Below are 18504 nucleotides of genomic sequence, written 5' to 3'. Positions count from 1 at the left end.
TTATTTCTTGTTCCTAAGCTTCTCGCTACGGGCGGTTACCCATTGAACGCCCAATAGCAGGACAAGCGAGATCAGGATCATAACGGTGGCGACGGCGGCGATGGTCGGGTCGATATTCTCACGAATGCCGGCAAACATCTGACGTGGCAGGGTGAACTGCTCGGTGCCAGCCATGAAAAGGGCGACGATGACTTCATCGAAACTTGTGACGAAGGCAAACAGGCCGCCGGAAATGATGCCGGGCTGAATTTGCGGAACCACGATCTTGAAGAAAGTCGGGATAGGTTTGCAACCCAAGCTATAAGCCGCACGGACCTGATTGGTGTCAAAGCCCAGCAGAGTTGCTGTCACGGTGATCACCACAAAGGGTGTTCCGAGCAGCGCGTGTGCCAGGATCATGCCGAGATAGGTATTGGTCAGTCCGAGCTTGGCATAGAAGAAATAGGATGCAACAGCCGTGATGATGATAGGAACAATCATCGGGGTCAGGAGCAGACCCATCACAGCCCCTTTGAAAGGGAAGTTGGGACTGGTCAGGCCGACGGACGCCACTGTGCCAAGGATCATGGCCAGGATGGTGGCGAAGAAGGCGATATAGAGCGAGTTCCAAAGTGCTCGCATCCACATTTCAGATCCGAACAACACTTCATACCAGCGCAGACTCCAATCGGGAATAGGATAGGAGAGCAAACTGTCAGATGTGAAGGATAGCGGCACGATTGTGATGATCGGCGCCATCAGGAACAGGATAACCAGCAGGGCGGCAATCCATGTTGCTATCACGCTGATGCGTTCGCTTTTTGACAGGGAAGGATCGAGTTTGATCATGTCTTATACTCCCATGCCTGCTTTGCCGCCTGTCACGCGCTGATAAAGCGAGTAGAAGACGAGGGTGACCACCAGAAGGATGAAAGCAAGTGCGGAAGCCAGACCCCAGTTGATGGTGTTATTGGTATAGAAGGCGATGAAATAGGAAATCATCTGATCTTTTGGTCCGCCAACCAATGCTGGCGTGATGTAGTAACCAATGGAGAGAATGAAGACCAGAATGGCGCCAGCGGACAGACCAGGCAGGCTTTGTGGGAAATAGACCCGCAAGAAAGCAACCCATGGCTTGGCGCCAAGACTTTTGGCCGCGCGCATATAGTCATTCGGGATCGCTTTCATCACCGAATAAAGCGGCAGTACCAAAAATGGCAGCAGGATGTGGGTCAGGGCCACATAGACGCCAAAGCGGTTGAAGACCAGTTGCAGAGGTTCATCGATGATATGCAGGGTCTGCAGGAAGGAATTGATGGGGCCTTCTTTCTGCAAAACGATGATCCATGCGGCAGTTCGTACCAAGAGTGATGTCCAGAAAGGAAATAGAACGCCGATCAGCAGGACATTGCGCACATTGTCAGAGGCATGGGCCAATACCCAAGCCACAGGATAACCCAGTATGACGCAGATGATGGTGACGCCGAAGCTGATTTCCATGGTTCGGATGAGGATGTCGACAAAGAGAGCCTTTTGCTCATCAACCGCCTGGATGTTGCCTGCATCATTGCGTTGCAAATCCAGCGCTGTGAGCATGTAGAAATCAGTCCAGGCGCTGGAAGCACGCTTCATGGCATGCAGGTAGGTCGGATTTGCCCAATTCTCATGTTTTTCCACGAACCATGCCTTGGGATCACTCGGAATTTTCTTTTCCTTCTTGATCTTGCGAGCGGTCTTTTTGAACAGAGAAATAAAGCCGGGCACGTCCTGATTGAGGCGGCGTCCTACAGGACCGAAGGTGCGTTCCTTGGCAGAGGTGCGCAGCTCGGTGAAGAGAGCTGCGTAGAAGGCTTGCTCATCGAGGTTTTCAAGATTGTCAGATTGCTCCAAAATTGCCGCAGACTGAGGAAAAATCGTGACAAATTCGGGACTGTTGACGGAGCGTTCCAATAATGAGCCGATGGGGAAAAGGAAGAAAACCAGTACGAAGAGAAATAATGGAGCAACAAGGGTGAGGGCGCGTATGGTCTTGCGACGCTCTGCAACACGCAATTGTGCTTTCAGCTTCTTCGGATCAAACCCCAATTGGGGCTGTCTGTCATCGGTCAGTGGGGCTGTTTGCGAGCTTACGGCCATAGAGGCAATCCTGACTTGATAGAATTTATGTCCAGCACAGCTCTAGTCCAACCCGTATAGAGGGAGAAGAGGGGCGCTCAGGATTTAAAGCAGCGCTGTTGATAAGCTTGTGAGAGCCAGGGATCAGAAAAAGCCAAGGGCAGGTTGGCTTTTTCTGATCGCAGAATTTGCTGTGATGCAAAATCTGCTGGCTCTTTATCTGCCTGCCTGGACAGAAGGGTGACCGGGCTGGCAGATGGAGTTTCATTTTACCGAGATGCCCAGTTGTTGAAGCGCTGGTTTAGATCTTCAACATTCTCAACCCAGAAATCGGTGTTGGAAGCCAAAGCGCCTTCCAAGTAGGCCGGGTTGGATGGCAAGCGCTTTTGAGTTTTCTCGTCAGCTGCGGCTACTGCATCCTTATGGGTTGGGCCGTAAGGAATTTTGGCGGATAGCTGTGCCTGAGCTTTTGGCTGGGTAGCAGATTTGATGAAATCATAGGCTTTATCTGCATTTGGGGTGCCTTTGACGATTGCCCAGCCGTCCAGTGCGTAGATCTGTCCATTCCATGAGGTGTTGAACTTGCGGCCTTCGTCATTGGCCTTTGAGATGCGACCATTATAGGCGGTGGTCATGACAACATCACCGGATGCCAACCATTGTGGAGGCTGCGCGCCGGATTCCCACCACTGGATATGCTCTTTGATTTCATCCAGCTTTTTGAAAGCACGATCAATGCCTTCTTTGGTGGCGAGGGTCTCATAAACTTTGTCGGCTGGTACGCCGTCAGCCATCAGAGCGATTTCGAGGGTGAATTTGGCGGTTTTGCGCAGTGCACGCTTACCTGGCCATTTTTTGACATCCCACATATCAGCCCAGCTTTTTGGGCCGTCTTGCCCGAGTTTCTCGGAGTCATAAGCCAGAATAACGGACCACAGAATGGTGCCAACGCCGCATTCGCCGATAATGGCTGGTTCAATGACGGTGTCCTGACCGCCGAGCTTCTCCCAATTGACGACTTCCAGCAGGCCTTCATCACAGGAATTTTCCAGCTCTGGCGCTTCCATCTGAACAACGTCCCAAGTCACGTTGTTGGTTTCGACCATGGCTTTGATTTTGGCGGTCTCGCCGTTATAGGCCTCATCCAGTACCTTGTTGCCGGATGCTTTGGTATATGGGCCGAAATAAGCTTCACGCTGAGCGTCCTGATAAGCGCCACCCCAGCTTACGACGGTCAAGTCGCGTGCATGTGTCGCTACGCTCAGTGCGGAAAATGCCAGAAGTGCGGTGCCTGCGGCCAGGAAAGATTTACGCATGTGATCTGATCCCTCTTGATCATAGTGATGTGGCCAATTTGTCGTTGAAGGTGACGCGGCCAGTTCATTTGTTTTTTTGTTGGGTCCATCGCCTCTTTAAGATCGGCGATTGGGCCAGTTCAGCGACAATCTCGATCTGCGACATTGTGGAGCTGAATTTCGTGCATCCTGCCTGTAAATTTATTTTCTGTCGTTCATGAAAATATGGATTATAGTTCAATTAAAACTGAACTATAAAAACTGAACCAGCCTCTCTGAATGAGAGATGGTAGGGTGTGATTTTGCGTAATTTGACGAAAAGGCTTGTATTTTTCCTATACTAAAGGATAGGGAATGTCTTTTTATGTTTCCTGGATGATATCCAAAATGGCTTTAGTTCAAGAATTGTGGAGTGAGTATGCCAGCGTTGAAACTTTTTCGGGGCAATATTGCCGATGCAGATTTGCGGTTGCTGCGGGTGTTTGTGGCTATTGTAAAAGCTGGCGGTGTAACGCCTGCTCAGGTTGCATTGAACAAAAGTAAATCGGCGGTGAGTATGGATCTGTCTGCTTTGGAAGACCGGCTGGGAATGACTCTGTGTAAACGGGGGCGGTCTGGTTTCTCTCTTACGGCGCAAGGGGAGATGGTTTATCACGCGACCTTGCAGCTCTTTGGAGATTTGGAGCGCTATCGCAACCATATCAATCTGGCAATGGGTAATCTGACCGGTGATCTGGTCTTTTATGTCGATGACAATTTTGCCTTTGATTTACAGGATGAAATGAGCGAGGCCATTCGTCTCTTTACCGAGCAGCATCCAGATATCTTTTTGAAAATGACTTCCGCTTCACCTGATGTGATTGAGCAGGCAGTGCTGGATGGAACCGCGCATATGGGGATGACTGCGCTTTTTCGGCCTATGCCGACATTATCAATGGATCTGCTCTTCAAGGAAGTGATGCAGTTATATTGTGCCAGACACCATCCTCTTTTCGATGTGCCTGATGATGAACTGAGTGTCGATCTGCTCCGTGAACAACGTTTTGTGGATGTGAATGTGCGGCATGATCCGATTTTCTCTCGTTTTTTCGAGAAAATGGATATTCATGCTCAGGCTCCTACTATTTCATCTCGTCTCGCGTTGGTTCAATCTGGCGTTTATCTAGGTTTTCTGCCAGCACGCAGTGCTGCTCGTTGGGTGCGAAAAGGAGAGATGCGGGCCCTGAATGTCGAAAATGGCCGAACGGAGAATGCCGTCTATGCCATCCATCAGAAAGAGCAGGGTGTTGGCCTGATCGTGAACGCGTTTCATTCTGTTTTGAAAGATGTATTCGAACGAGCGTCAACGGCAGGAACACTGGTCGTTTTCTAAATAAGTCAATAGCTTGCATGATATTTGATCTGGTTTTGGGGGAAGTTTCTCACTCAATTGAATGAGCTCCGAGAAAAAAGCATTTGATTTTTGGATAAAATATTCAAATACTGCGAATGGCGAATTCAAACCAGAGGGCGTTCGAAAGATGGTTGAGCAGGCGAGTATGTGGTCCGTGGATCGACTGGAAGCTTTGCGCATGGAAATGGTAGTTCATGGTTTGGATGGATATATTGTCCCTCGCTTTGATGCCCATCAGGGTGAATATGTAGCCCCCCATGATGAACGCTTGGCCTGGTTGTCAGGTTTTCAGGGCTCAGCCGGTGTGGCTTTGATCACGAAAGATGACGCTGTTCTGTTTGTCGATGGACGTTATACTGTCCAGGTACGCAATCAGACCTCGCCAGATCATTTCTCCTATTCTCATTTGGTGGAAGCACCGCTAGAGCAATGGCTTGCTCGGAATGGTCAGTCTGGCTGGACAGTTGGCTTTGATGCGATGTTGCTGCCCACGAGCTGGGTGCAGCGGTTTGAGGCAGGATGCGATCAGGCGGGGGTGACATTGTCTGCCGTTGAGGGAAATCTGGTAGACCGGATCTGGGCTAGCCAACCGCCCAAGCCAATGGCAGATATCTATTCTTTTCCTGAGCAATTTGCTGGACGTGCTTCTTCCGACAAGAAAAATGAGATCGCAGCAAGCTTGAAAGACAAGGGCTGTAACTGGCTGGTGGAAACCCAGCCCGATGCAATTGCCTGGCTTTTGAATGTGCGAGGTGGCGATGTGGCTTATAGCCCGATGCCGCATTCCTTCTTCTTGCTCAACGAGAGCGGGGAAGGGCATTGGTTCGTGGATGGTCAGAAGCTTCCCGAAGATCTCTCTGAATTGAGATTGAATGGTGTGGTTCTCAAGGAGGCTGACCAGTTTCTTTCCTCTATTGAAGAGCTCGTTGGAAGTGATGAGCGGGTTCTTATCGATCCTGACTACGCACCATATGCGGCATTTGCAGCGGTTGAGCGCGCTGGTGGGCAAGTTACGCTGGAACGCGGGCCGGTTGCTTTTGCCAAGGCAATCAAGAACCCGACCGAGAGGGCTGGTATTGCGGAAGCGGCAAAGATTGATTCTGCTGCATGGATCCGTACGCTTCGCTGGCTGGATGAAGAAGCAGTTTCTCGCGCCAAGGCCGGCAATCCAATTTCCGAGATGGAAGTCTCCGAGCGCATTTTGGCGGAGCGTCAAGCAATTGAGGGCTTCATTGAGCCGAGCTTTACCACCATTGCCGCTGTCGATGCCAATGGTGCGATGTGCCATTATTCGGTGACGGAAGAGAGTAATGGCGAACTTTTGGAGACTTCCGTGTTCCTGCTCGATTCAGGCGGTCAATATTTCCTGGGTACGACCGACGCGACCCGCACGGTCTGTTTCTCTGATGTATCAGATGAAGTGAAGAAGGCTTATACGCTTGTTCTCAAAGGTCATATTCAGTTTGCCAAGTTGAAATTCCCAGTTGGGACCAAAGGTCATCATATTGATGCGATTGCCCGGCAGCCGCTTTGGCAATATGGCATGGATTATGATCATGGTACTGGCCATGGGGTAGGGCATTTCCTCTCCGTGCATGAAGGGCCGCAGAAGATCGAAAAGCCTTCGCGCCCTGTGGAGCTGGAAGCTGGTATGATCGTGACCAATGAACCTGGCTATTATCAAGCGGGTAAGTTTGGTATTCGAATTGAAAATCTGATCGAGATCGTCTCGGACGGAAATGATTTTCTTGGTTTCAAGGATCTGACGCTGGTTCCTATTCAGACGCGCATGATTGATCCATCCTTGCTTTCAAAAAATGAAATTGCCTGGCTTGATGATTATCATGAACAGGTTGCATGTGAGATGGAAAGTTGTTTGAATGAAGATGAAATTCTCTGGTTGCAAAAGCAGACGCGACCCTTGAAGGAACAAAATTCTAACTGCTGATTGGTCTTTGGGGGTTTTCTTTCCTCTCATGCGGCTATGGAAAAATTTTGTATACATATTTCCCTGAAAAGAGGTGCAAAATTCTGTTTTGACCATTGCTTTTCGAGGCATATTGTATTCGACTTTGGTGCAGAAGAATGTAGGCCGGGATGGAGATCCTGGCTCGATAAAAATAATGCTTGATAGACGTGCCTCATGGGAGGGGCGGGTTTTACAAGTTCGGGATTCAAAAATAAAATTGTGAGGGAAACATCATGAAGTTGCTTTCAAAAGTCTTGGCTGCATCCGCGCTTGCTGTTGTCATGACAGCTACTGCGCAAGCAAAGACCCTGGTCTATTGCTCAGAAGGTAGCCCGGAAGGTTTTACCCCTTCCCTTTACACGGCAGGTACCACCTTTGATGCTTCATCCAAGAACATTTATAACCGTTTGGCTGAGTTTAAAATCGGCACTACGGAAGTTGTTCCTGGATTGGCTGAAAGCTGGAGCGTTTCTGACGATGGTCTGGAATATACTTTCAATCTGCGTAAGGGCGTGAAATTCCACACCACCAAAGGCTTCACACCTAGTCGCGATTTCAATGCTGATGATGTGATCTTTTCTTTCATGCGCCAGAAAGACGAGAACCATCCATATAACAAAGTATCTGGTGGTACTTACGAATATTTCGGTGGCATGTCCATGGACAGCCTGATCAAGGAAATTGTCAAAGTTGACGATCACACGGTCAAATTCGTTCTGACCAAGCCGGAAGCACCATTCATCGCCAATATGGCCATGGATTTTGCATCTATTCATTCTGCTGAATATGCAGCAGCAATGGATAAGGCAGGCACCAAGGAGACTTTTGACCAGAACCCTGTCGGTACGGGTCCTTTCCAGGTTGTTGCCTATCAGAAAGATGCGGTCATCCGCTATAAAGCGCATCCAGACTATTGGGCGGGCAAGGCAAAAATCGACAATCTGATCTTTTCAATCACACCCGATGCTTCTGTTCGCTATCAGAAGATGAAGGCGGGTGAGTGTCATGTGATGCCTTATCCAAATCCTGCAGATATTGACGCGATGAAGAAAGATGACTCCATCAATCTGATGCAGCAGGAAGGTCTCAATGTTGGCTATCTGGCCTATAACAATGAGATGGACAAGTTCAAGGATGTTCGGGTTCGTAAAGCATTGAACATGGCGATCAACAAGCAGGCAATTCTGGATGCGGTTTTCCAGGGTGCTGGTAAAGCTGCCAAAAACCCGATCCCGCCAACCATGTGGTCTTACAACGACAAGGTTCAGGACGATCCATATGATCCTGAAGCTGCGAAGAAGCTACTGGCTGAGGCTGGTGTATCCGGCATGAAAACCAATATCTGGGCTATGCCTGTGCAACGTCCTTACAACCCGAATGCTCGCCGTATGGCCGAGCTTATTCAGGCTGACTGGAAAGCTGTTGGTGTCGACGCAGAGATCGTTACCTTTGAATGGGGTGAGTATCTGAAGCGTTCCAACAATGGCGAACATGAGACTGTTTTGCTGGGTTGGACCGGTGATAATGGTGACCCGGACAACTTCATGTATGTTCTGCTCGGCTGTGATGCTGCCAAGGCAGGTGGCAACCGTGCACGTTGGTGTAACAAAGAGTTTGATGATCTGCTGTTGAAAGCAAAGCAGACCTCAGATGCTGCGATGCGCACAAAACTGTATGAAGAAGCTCAGGTGGTCTTCAAGAAAGAAGCTCCTTGGGCAACTATTGCTCACTCTGTTGTTTACAAACCAGTGAGCAAGAAAGTGTCCAACTTCAAGATTGATCCGCTTGGGGGGCACATTTTCTACGGTGTTGACATCAAGTAATTTTGATCAAGGCAAAGGCGGGATTTCCCGCCTTTGTTCGTTTATACTGGATGATAGATTCCGGGTTCCAGAGGCATTGCTGCGCCAGTTTTTCTGATGAGAAAACCAGCCTGCTTATCCAAGAGCTGTTGAGACGGCCAATTTTGTCAGATCTTGCTGGATTGGTTTTGTGAATGAATTTTGCCAATTTGAAATGCAGGTAGAAGATTCTAGACAAAGGTCTTGTTCGCGGTTAGAAGAGCCCGAATTTTCAAGGTCAGCTGTGGGGTACGGCATGATGCTTGAAATGCGATAAATGATCGGGATTGATCAGCTAAATCCGCTGTCTCCCCAAAAAATGGACTGACAATAACCATGTTTGGTTTCCTATTGCGTCGGGTCGGGATGCTGCTTCCCACCTTTATCGGCGTGACACTGGTGGCATTTTTCTTTATTCGCTTGCTGCCAGGTGATCCTATCTTGCTGTTGGTGGGTGAGCGTGGAATTTCTCCAGAGCGCTATGCAGAATTGCAAAAATCGTTCGGCTTTGATCGCCCAATCTATGAGCAATATTTCGACTATCTCTTCGGCTTGTTTCAGGGAGATTTTGGAATCTCCACCGTGACCCGCAAACCAGTGTGGGATGAGTTCTTCGCTCTGTTCCCTGCAACCCTGGAATTGTCCCTGGTTGCGATTATCATTGCGGTCAGTATTGGTATACCTGCAGGTGTTATTGCGGCTGTGAAACGCGGATCCGTCTTTGACCATACCGTGATGACGTCAGCTCTGGTTGGGTATTCCATGCCGATTTTCTGGTGGGCCTTGCTTGCCATTATCGTCTTCTCGGGCTGGCTTGGTTGGACACCGGTTTCTGGCCGAATTTCCGTGATGTTCTATTTTGAGTCTGTGACGGGCTTTATGCTGATCGACTCTCTTTTGTCCGGAGAAGAAGGCGCATTTCAATCTGCGGTCTCACATTTGATCCTGCCATCCATTGTGTTGGCGACGATCCCACTTGCTGTGATTGCTCGTCAAACACGTTCGGCGATGCTGGAAGTGCTGGGTGAGGATTATGTCCGGACCGCACGAGCCAAGGGCTTGTCTCGTTTCCGCGTGATTGGCATGCATGCGCTACGCAATGCCTTGATCCCTGTGATCACGACCATCGGCTTGCAGGTTGGTGTGATGCTGGCGGGTGCGATCCTGACAGAGACCATTTTTTCCTGGCCGGGCATTGGCAAATGGATGGTCGATAGCATCTTCCGTCGTGACTACCAGGTGGTGCAGGGCGGTTTGTTGCTGATTGCTGTGGTGGTCATGGTAGTTAACCTCACGGTTGACCTGCTCTATGGCTTCATCAACCCACGCATTCGCCATCACTGATCGGGAATATAGATATGTCTGATACAATCAATGAAGTCTCCCGACAGTCGACCAAGGCTGTGCTGAAGGAGTTCTGGTACTATTTCAGTGAGAACCGCGGTGCCGTGATCGGCCTGTGTGTGTTCCTCACTCTTGTTGCAATTGCTTTGTTGGCACCATTGCTGGCACCGCATGAAGCCAATCATCAATATCGTGATGCGCTGTTGTTGCCTCCATTCTGGGAAGATGGTGGATCCACCACTTATATGCTCGGAACGGATGCCGTTGGTCGCGATATTCTGTCTCGCCTGATCATGGGCTCTCGTTTCTCGCTGTTCGTCGGTGTTGTGGTTGTGACCATCGCACTGACCGGTGGTATCGTTCTCGGTCTGATTGCCGGTTTTTATGGTGGTCGCACGGATACAATCATCATGCGCGTGATGGATGTGATCCTTGCTTTCCCAAGCTTGCTGTTGGCTTTGGTTCTGGTGGCTGTTCTTGGCCCTGGCCTTGTCAACGCTATGATCGCAATTGCCATCGTCTTGCAGCCCCATTTTGTGCGACTGACCCGCGCCGCGGTCATGGCAGAGCGGGAACGTGAATATGTGGTTGCTGCTCGTGTAGCCGGTGCAGGTTCCTTGCGGCTGATGTTCTTGACCATTCTGCCTAACTGTACTGCTCCGCTTATCGTGCAGGCGACATTGTCCTTCTCGAATGCGATTCTGGATGCAGCAGCCCTTGGTTTCCTTGGAATGGGCGCGCAGCCACCAACCCCGGAATGGGGCACCATGCTGGCTGAGGCGCGTGAGTTCATTCTGCGTGCCTGGTGGGTTGTGACCTTCCCGGGTATTTCCATCCTGGTCACAGTGCTAGCCATCAACCTGATCGGTGACGGTCTGCGCGATGCGCTTGACCCGAAACTGAAGCGTTCATAAGGGAGGGATGTGATATGTCATTATTGAAAATTCGCAACCTGACCGTTGAATTTGCCACTGCTACAGGTCAGTTTCGGGCTTTGAAAGGCGTCAATTACGATGTCAAAGCAGGTGAGGTTCTAGCCATTGTTGGTGAGTCCGGTTCCGGCAAATCCGTTGCCATGCTGGCGACCATGGGTTTGCTTCCTGATTCCGCGACGGTCAAAGCCGATATCATGGAGTTTGATGGTCGCGATCTGACCAAACTGACATCCAAAGAGCGGCGGCAGGTGATTGGTAAAGACATCTCCATGATTTTTCAGGAGCCAATTGCCAGTCTTAATCCCTGCTTTACCGTCGGTTTCCAGATTGGTGAAGTGCTGAGAACTCATTTGGACATGGATCGTAAGCAGGCTCGTCAGCGTGCTATTGAACTCTTCGAGGCGGTTGGTATCCCTGATCCAGAGAAGCGCCTCTCCAGCTTCCCACATCAAATGTCAGGTGGCCAATGTCAACGTGTGATGATTGCCATGGCGATTGCCTGTCAGCCCAAACTGCTGATTGCTGATGAACCAACCACTGCGTTGGATGTGACCATTCAGAAGCAGATTTTGGATTTGCTCATGGACATTCAGCAGAAGAGCGACATGGCTCTGATCATGATCACCCATGACATGGGTGTTGTGGCAGAGACTGCTGACCGTGTTGTCGTGCAATATAACGGTGAGCAGATGGAAGAGGCAGGTGTGTTGGAGCTGTTCGAAGCGCCAAGCCATCCTTATACAAAGGCCTTGCTATCTGCTTTGCCGGAACATGCGACCGGTGATCGTTTGCCAACTGTGAGCGATTTTGCGCAAGAGAATGGCAGTGGGTTTTCCAAATCAGATGAGGCCAATGCATCATGAATGAGACAAAAGATCCTGTCCTGAGTGTGCGTGGCATTACTCGTGACTATGTGTCCAAAGCTGGTTTGTTTGGTAAAACCGAAACCGTTCGGGCGCTTAAAGGCATTGATTTCGATCTGCATGCAGGTGAAACGCTGGCTTTGGTTGGGGAATCCGGCTGCGGTAAGTCGACCCTTGCACGCATTCTGACATTGATTGATGCCCAGACCTCTGGTCAGTTGACTATTGGTGGTCAAGATATTGATATCGCTCACCAGACTGTGACCGAAGAGATGCGCCGTACAGTGCAGATCGTGTTCCAGAACCCATATGGTTCTCTCAATCCTCGTCAGAAGGTTGGAGCGGTTCTGGAGGAGCCTCTGGTCATCAACCATAGTGAGATGTCTGCAGGTGAACGCCGTGATCGTGCGATGGAAATGCTGCTGAAGGTTGGTTTGCAGCCGGAGCATTTCGGTCGTTATCCGCATATGTTCTCAGGTGGTCAGCGTCAGCGTATCGCCATTGGCCGCGCCCTGATGCTGAACCCGAAGATCCTGGTGCTGGATGAACCGGTCTCTGCACTGGATTTGTCCATTCAGGCACAGATCCTCAATCTGCTGAAAGATCTACAGGACGAGTTCAACCTCTCCTACCTGTTCATCTCGCATGATCTGTCAGTTGTTCGCTATCTGGCGGATCGGGTGATGGTGATGTATTTCGGCGAAATTGTAGAGAATGGCAGCCGGGATAAGGTGTTTGATAATCCTCAGCATGATTATACCAAAACACTGCTGTCGGCGACGCCACATACTGGACTGGATTCCATCCGTGCGCGTATGGCTGCCCGTAAAAAAGCAAGCTAAGCCAGCGAATGGTTTTATGATGAAGTGTGAGACCCGCTATGGAATGATCCATAGCGGGTTTTTCTTTTTGGATTGGTACTCAGCGCCAAGTGCGATCATTTTGCGCAACTGGTGTTCCAAAGGGGATATGGTGATGTCCACCATGCGTGGCTATAGTCTTTACCACAATGTTTGGATCGGCTGGTAAGGCCGACGGGAAAGACAAGTCTGGGGGAATGGAATGGCTGATGATCGGCAAGAATTGGGAACATGGGATTATGTGATCGTTGGCGCCGGTTCCGCCGGCTGTGTGCTGGCCAATCGGTTGAGTGCAGATCCAAGGAATAAGGTTCTGCTGCTCGAGGCTGGTGGTTCTGATGCCTATCACTGGGTGCGTATTCCTGTTGGCTATCTCTATTGTATCAATAACCCTCGTACTGACTGGTGTTTCAAGACTGAGGCAGATGCAGGCTTGAATGGCCGTGAGCTGATCTATCCTCGTGGCAAGGTTCTGGGGGGCTGCTCCTCTATCAATGGCATGATCTATATGCGCGGCCAAAGCGCTGATTATGATGGTTGGCGTCAGATGGGCAATGATGGTTGGGGGTGGGATGACGTGCTTCCCTATTTCCTGAAATCCGAGAGCCATCAAACGCGAAAAGACGAGCTGCATAATCAGGATGGTGAATTGCGGGTCGAACATCAGCGCTTGAGTTGGGATATTCTGGATGCTGTGCGTGAGGCTGCTTCCGAGATGGGTATTCCCAAGGCGGAAGATCCCAATGATGGATTCAATGATGGTTCGGCCTATTTCGAGGTGAACCAGAAGGGTGGAGTACGCTGGTCATCAGCTGATGCCTTTTTGCATCCGGTCAAAGATCGTTCCAATCTGACGATTATGAAGCATGCCCATGCTGAGAAGTTGCTTCTGGAGGGCAACAAGGTGACCGGGTTGGAGCTGAGTGTGCAGGGACGGCCGTCTGTCCTTCATGCTGGTCGTGAAGTCCTGCTGGCAGCAGGTGCGATTGGATCGCCACAAATTATGCAGCTCTCTGGTATTGGACCTGTGGCTGAGTTGGCCAAGCATAACATCCAGATGACATACAATCTGGAAGGGGTTGGTGCCAATCTCATGGATCATTTGCAGCTGCGTACCATCTTCAAGATCCAAGGCGCGCTAACGCTGAATGAACGGCAGAAAAGCCTTTGGGGAAAGGCCATGATAGCGCTGGAATATGCCATGAAGCGCTCAGGTCCCATGGCCATGGCGCCGAGCCAGCTTGGCATTTTCACCAAATCCAATGATCAAGTGGCGACGCCGAATATTGAATATCACGTGCAACCATTGTCTCTGGACAAGTTTGGTGATCCCTTGCATGACTTCCCGGCGATCACGGTCTCTGTGTGTAATTTGCGCCCAGAAAGCAGAGGAACACTTAGCCTGCGTTCTAGCGATCCCTATGACGCTCCCATCATTGCGCCAAACTATTTAAGTGCAGAAATGGATAAGCAGGTTGCGATCGAGTCACTTCGTCATGCGCGCAAGCTCATGGCGACTTCGACCATGTCGCAATATGAGCCAGAGGAAATCAAACCCGGGCTTGTTTATCGGAGTGATGAGGATTTGCTCAAAGCCGCGGGTGATGTTGGAACGACCATTTTTCACCCTTGCGGGACGGCAAAAATGGGCGATGATCCTATGGCTGTAGTCGATAAGCGCCTCAAGGTTCATGGATTGGAGGGACTTCGGGTGGTGGATGCATCCATCATGCCGATGATTACCTCCGGCAACACTCATGCTCCTGTCGTAATGATTGCCGAAAAAGCATCAGACATGATCTTGGCCGATAATCAATAATCGAAATATCTGATCGAAAAAAACGGCTCGCTTATTACAGGGAGCCGCTTTTTTCGTTTTTATTTGATGTTAACGCCATGACAGGAAGAATTTCTCCGCTCTGCCGATGAGCCAGGCAAAACACAGGCCCATGATGGAGAGCATGGCGACACCTGCAATCAACTGGTCAGGTGCAAAGAGACTGCCTGCCAACAGGATATAGGCGCCGATGCCAAATTCTGCACCGATCATCTCGGCGGCGACCAACAAGATGATGGCGATGGATGCAGAGATCCGACAGCCGGACAGAATCGCGGGCAGGGCCCCCGGCAGGATGATTTTGCGGACAATGGATGATTTGGAGAGACCAAAGGATTGGCCCATGCGAATGAGATTGCGATCCACATTATCGACCCCGCCATAGGTGGCAATAACGGTCGGAAAGAAAGTGCCGAACAGGATAGTGGCGACTTTGGAGCCTTCGCCGATGCCAAACCAGATGATGAAAAGCGGTAGAAGAGCAATCTTCGGGATTGGGAAGATTGCAGAGACAAGAGGAGAGAGACCGGCACGTGCAACGGATGACAGGCCGATAAGCAGGCCGACAAAAATGCCGAGCATGCTCCCTAATGACCAGCCAATCAGCAGGCGCTGCAAGGAAGCTGAAAGATGTGTCCAGAGCATGCCAGAGCGAGCAAGCTGCATGAAGGCCTCAAATGCTTCTGAAGGGGCTGGTAGGACCAGATTGGAAATGAAGCCGGTTCTGGAGCCAACTTCCCATAAACTGATGAGTGTGATGAAAACAATTGGGCTGAGAAGGCCCAGAGATTTTGGCTGGAACCCACCACCACGAAAAGGAACTTTGGCTTTGATGGGGTCATTTTTTACAAGGGGGATTGGTTGAGGTGTGGTTGCCTTATCCTTGGCTTTTGCTTGGATCGTACTAATATTAGCCATGGACCAGTTCCTTATCCGCTGCGCGGGCTTCTTCTCGCATGATGGACCAGAGTTGTTTTTGCTTTTGATCCAGAAGTTCGGAATGATCTTTGCGTTGATTTAGGGGGAGGTCAATGTCGACGATTTCTCGAATTTTACCCGGTCGACGCGAAAGAACCACGATTTTGTGTCCCAGACGAACTGCTTCATTGAGGTTATGGGTGACGTAACAAGCGGTGAAACGATCTCGCTCCCACAAATCAATCAGATCATCCATCAGCAGTTCGCGGGTTTGACTATCCAGAGCGGAGAGTGGCTCGTCCATCAGCATGACAGCCGGACGGACTGCCAGAGCACGGGCAATGGCTACACGCTGTTTCATGCCGCCGGAAAGCTGTCGAGGATAGGCCTTGGCAAACTCGCTCAGGTTGGTTCGGGCCAAGACATCAGAGATAATGGGGTCGGCTTTTTTACCTTTTATCCCGTGATCCTCCAAAACGAGAGAGATATTGCCGCGAACGCTTCGCCAAGGCAGAAGTGCAAAATCCTGAAAGATGTAGGTCAGCGGATTGAGACTATCCACCGGGGGGTGACCCATTTGCAGAACCTGGCCTTTATCGGGTCGTTCCAGACCACCGATGAAGCGCAAAAGAGTGGATTTGCCGCAGCCAGATGGGCCAACGATGCAGACGATTTCGCCGTCATTGATCGTCAGGTTGATATCTTCCAGAACCTTGATATCGCCGTAAGTATGGGAAATACCTTCAAGGTGCAGATCCATATCCTGTACCTCCGGCCCTTGGGGCCTGTAAGCGGGGATTGAAAAGGGGGATCTGGATGTGCCAGATCCCCCAATTGCTGAATTTGCGTGGCTTAGTAGGTTTCTACAAAGCTGTCATCAATAAGCATATCGATGGTGATGTCTTTGGAAACCAGACCTTCTGACTGGAACCAGGACAGCTGATCTTTCACATTGGTCACATTTAGCTTGGCATCCTTGTTGATGCGCATCGCACCATTGCGGATGGATGGAGCTGCCTTCTCATATGGGCGAGAAGTGTAGACATATTTGTGGATCAGCTTGACCATGTCTTCTGCAGCTTGATCGCCAGCGGTTTTGTCTACCAGAGCAGCATTGAAGTCATCAGCGCCTTTTGAGAAAGCAGTGAGGAACTTCTTGACCAATTCTTTCTTCTCAGCTGCATTCTTGGCAGAGGTGAAGACAGTGGTGACCTGATAATCAGGGATATAGTCAGCGACTTTACCGATCAGCTCGACGGTTGGTGCTTTTGCAAGGCCTTTGGCGATATGCGGTACGATGGACCAGGCGTCGATCTGCTCGGATTTCAGAGCACCGATGATAGCACCGACTTTCTGCAGTGGCTTGACCTTGATCTCAGATCCGGCAAAGCCCTCTTTTTGTGCGATTTTGTGCGCCATGTAATGGAAGGAGGAGCCAGCCTGGGTGATGCCATAGCTGTGGCCTTTCAGATCTGCAGGTGTCTTCAGGCCTGCGTCAAAGGCTTTTTTGGAAGCCAGAATCATCTGACCATCAATGCCTTGCTCCTCGTGTAAAGCACCGCCGATTACCTTGATCGCGCCTTTTTCTGCCAGATTGATCAGGCCACCGGAAATAGCAGTAACACCAAAATCCACGTCGCCGGATGCAATGGCAACGGCCATAGGTTGAGCTGCCTGGAAGAACTTGAACTCGACATCCAGCCCCTGATCTTTGAAATAATCGCGCTCAAAGGCGACAAAGCTTGCGGAATGTGAGGTGAAGCGCAGGGCGCCGACGGTGATCTTGTCAGCTGCTTGAGCGAGAGATGCTGTTGCTGCGAAGCTGCTGGCTGCGATAGCGCCGCCAACCAGAAGGCTGGCAACTTTTCTGCGTGAGATAGTGAACATGGATATCCTCCCAAATTGGATTATCTTTGGTTCGTATTCAATCAATCAGTTTTGATGAGGCTGGCATAGGTGACTCTTGCCAGTTCTAGTGAATGATAAGCTTCTGAAGAATGTTGACGGCTTCAGTTTCCTGCTTCGTCAATATGGCGGCGACGAGCTCGTTGATGACGGTGAGTGTTGCTTCAAAATCGATCTGGCTTTCACGTAAGGCTGCCAAACGGAATCGGCGGCTTTGCTCGAACAGGCTGTTTTGAATTTCCATCAGACGTGGAGACCGGCTTGCTTCGATCAAAGTTGCATGGAAATGGCGGTTGGCTTCATCCCAATCCAGCGCAAAACCAGTCGGATCCTGTTGCAATTGTGTGGTGATGGCTTTCAAGGCATGCTGCGCGGCCATGATGCGGCCTTCCCACTGCAGATCGCCGTGTTCCATAGCCCAACGTAGACCGGTTGTTTCAATCTCTCGGCGCAAGCGCATGATATCTTGTTGGTCGTCCAGTGTGGCGGAACTGACCCGGAAGCCACGTTGTGCGGTTGCTTCAACCAAACCTTCATTGGAAAGAAGACGCAAGGCTTCGCGAAGGCTATGGGCCGAACCACCATAACGACCACGCAGCTCTTCGATCTTCAGTTTTGTATCTGGTGGTAGAACACCAAAGGAGATATCGCGCCTGACCTGATCGGCCAGGAGATTGACAACTGTTGCAGATTCTTCTTTTTGCCGTCCGAACAAGGCAATCTCCAAAATTGAAAAAAATCTCCAATATTTTTATCGACTTGATTGACAAGTGCAAGGGAATTATGTGCTTGGTTGCAACGAATGTGTCAATGCACTTTATGGTTTTGAGTCGTTCTTTGTGTGGACTTTATCGACATGTCAAATTACTAGCTATGTATATGAATATTTTTGGACTATGGGAGTAATGGATCATGTTTGTGGCGATGAATCGGTTCCGAGTGAAGGTGGGAGACGAGGCAGCCTTTGAAGAGATTTGGCGCAGCCGTGATAGCAAGTTGCTGGATTTTGACGGCTTTGTACATTTTGATCTTTTAAAGGGATCTGAAAGTGATGGCTATGTCCTCTATGCTTCCCATGCGATTTGGCGGAATGAAGAAAGCTTTGTAGCCTGGACCAAATCGCGGCAATTCAAGGAGTCCCATAGCCGGGCCAAGCCAACGGTAGGTTATGCGGGACCGCCGCAATTCGAGGGTTTCGACGCGGTTGAAGGGCTGTCCATCTCAGCCTGAAATATACAATGGGAAGAGAA

The 18504-nt window shown here is 50.2% G+C and carries 16 protein-coding genes; 9 read left to right on the top strand and 7 right to left on the bottom strand.

Annotated elements, in window-relative coordinates; all coding sequences use genetic code 11:
* The 3 genes from CRO57_RS08285 to CRO57_RS08275 form a co-directional block, all read right to left on the bottom strand.
* Positions 1-828 (bottom strand): ABC transporter permease, encoded by an 828-nt coding sequence (locus tag CRO57_RS08285; RefSeq protein WP_097152795.1) that lies wholly within the window; start codon positions 826-828, stop codon positions 1-3.
* Between the two features lie 3 nt (positions 829-831).
* Entirely contained in the window at positions 832-2115 is a 1284-nt protein-coding gene (locus CRO57_RS08280; protein ID WP_097152794.1) for an ABC transporter permease, read from the bottom strand.
* 248 nt (positions 2116-2363) lie between these two features.
* Complete coding sequence (locus CRO57_RS08275; RefSeq protein WP_097152793.1) at positions 2364-3410, bottom strand: ABC transporter substrate-binding protein; 1047 nt, start codon at positions 3408-3410, stop codon at positions 2364-2366.
* 397 nt (positions 3411-3807) lie between these two features.
* On the opposite strand from CRO57_RS08275, the gene CRO57_RS08270 reads away from it, so the two are divergent.
* From CRO57_RS08270 to CRO57_RS08230, 8 genes are all read left to right on the top strand, one after another.
* Positions 3808-4761, top strand: a complete 954-nt coding sequence (locus tag CRO57_RS08270; protein ID WP_097152792.1) for a LysR family transcriptional regulator — start codon at positions 3808-3810, stop codon at positions 4759-4761.
* A 148-nt stretch (positions 4762-4909) separates the two neighbouring features.
* Positions 4910-6730, top strand: a complete 1821-nt coding sequence (locus CRO57_RS08265) for an aminopeptidase P family protein (protein ID WP_170955995.1) — start codon at positions 4910-4912, stop codon at positions 6728-6730.
* A 254-nt stretch (positions 6731-6984) separates the two neighbouring features.
* Complete coding sequence (locus CRO57_RS08260; RefSeq protein ID WP_097152790.1) at positions 6985-8574, top strand: ABC transporter substrate-binding protein; 1590 nt, start codon at positions 6985-6987, stop codon at positions 8572-8574.
* 354 nt (positions 8575-8928) lie between these two features.
* Complete coding sequence (locus CRO57_RS08250; RefSeq protein ID WP_097152788.1) at positions 8929-9936, top strand: ABC transporter permease subunit; 1008 nt, start codon at positions 8929-8931, stop codon at positions 9934-9936.
* A 14-nt stretch (positions 9937-9950) separates the two neighbouring features.
* A complete protein-coding gene (locus tag CRO57_RS08245) occupies positions 9951-10850 on the top strand; it encodes an ABC transporter permease subunit (RefSeq protein WP_097152787.1) in 900 nt (299 codons plus the stop codon).
* A gap of 14 nt (positions 10851-10864) precedes the next feature.
* On the top strand, positions 10865-11734 hold the full coding sequence (locus CRO57_RS08240) for an ABC transporter ATP-binding protein (protein WP_097152786.1): 870 nt from the start codon (positions 10865-10867) through the stop codon (positions 11732-11734).
* A complete protein-coding gene (locus CRO57_RS08235) occupies positions 11731-12576 on the top strand; it encodes an ABC transporter ATP-binding protein (RefSeq protein ID WP_097152785.1) in 846 nt (281 codons plus the stop codon). Before CRO57_RS08240 ends, CRO57_RS08235 begins: the two co-directional genes overlap by 4 nt.
* Before the next feature lie 220 nt (positions 12577-12796).
* Entirely contained in the window at positions 12797-14413 is a 1617-nt protein-coding gene (locus CRO57_RS08230; protein WP_097152784.1) for a GMC family oxidoreductase, read from the top strand.
* A 69-nt stretch (positions 14414-14482) separates the two neighbouring features.
* Here CRO57_RS08230 and CRO57_RS08225 read toward each other — a convergent pair whose 3' ends face one another.
* From CRO57_RS08225 to CRO57_RS08210, 4 genes are all read right to left on the bottom strand, one after another.
* Positions 14483-15349, bottom strand: coding sequence for an ABC transporter permease (locus tag CRO57_RS08225; protein WP_097152783.1), 867 nt, complete (start codon positions 15347-15349; stop codon positions 14483-14485).
* Positions 15342-16109, bottom strand: coding sequence for an ABC transporter ATP-binding protein (locus tag CRO57_RS08220; protein ID WP_097152782.1), 768 nt, complete (start codon positions 16107-16109; stop codon positions 15342-15344). The genes CRO57_RS08225 and CRO57_RS08220 overlap by 8 nt, the downstream gene beginning before the upstream one ends.
* Before the next feature lie 92 nt (positions 16110-16201).
* Positions 16202-17236, bottom strand: coding sequence for an ABC transporter substrate-binding protein (locus tag CRO57_RS08215; protein ID WP_097152781.1), 1035 nt, complete (start codon positions 17234-17236; stop codon positions 16202-16204).
* 85 nt (positions 17237-17321) lie between these two features.
* A complete protein-coding gene (locus CRO57_RS08210; RefSeq protein WP_210200786.1) occupies positions 17322-17969 on the bottom strand; it encodes a GntR family transcriptional regulator in 648 nt (215 codons plus the stop codon).
* Between the two features lie 197 nt (positions 17970-18166).
* Between CRO57_RS08210 and hmuQ the strand changes: the two genes are divergently transcribed.
* Positions 18167-18484 carry a heme-degrading protein HmuQ gene (hmuQ, locus tag CRO57_RS08205; RefSeq protein WP_097152780.1) on the top strand — a complete coding sequence of 106 codons (318 nt, stop codon included), beginning with the start codon at positions 18167-18169 and terminating at the stop codon, positions 18482-18484.
* Positions 18485-18504 lie beyond the last annotated feature (20 nt).

It is taken from the genome of Cohaesibacter gelatinilyticus (assembly GCF_900215605.1).
GTDB lineage: Bacteria > Pseudomonadota > Alphaproteobacteria > Rhizobiales > Cohaesibacteraceae > Cohaesibacter > Cohaesibacter gelatinilyticus.
The sequence above is the reverse complement of the archived record's forward strand: the minus strand, read 5'-3'. Positions and strand labels throughout refer to the sequence as shown.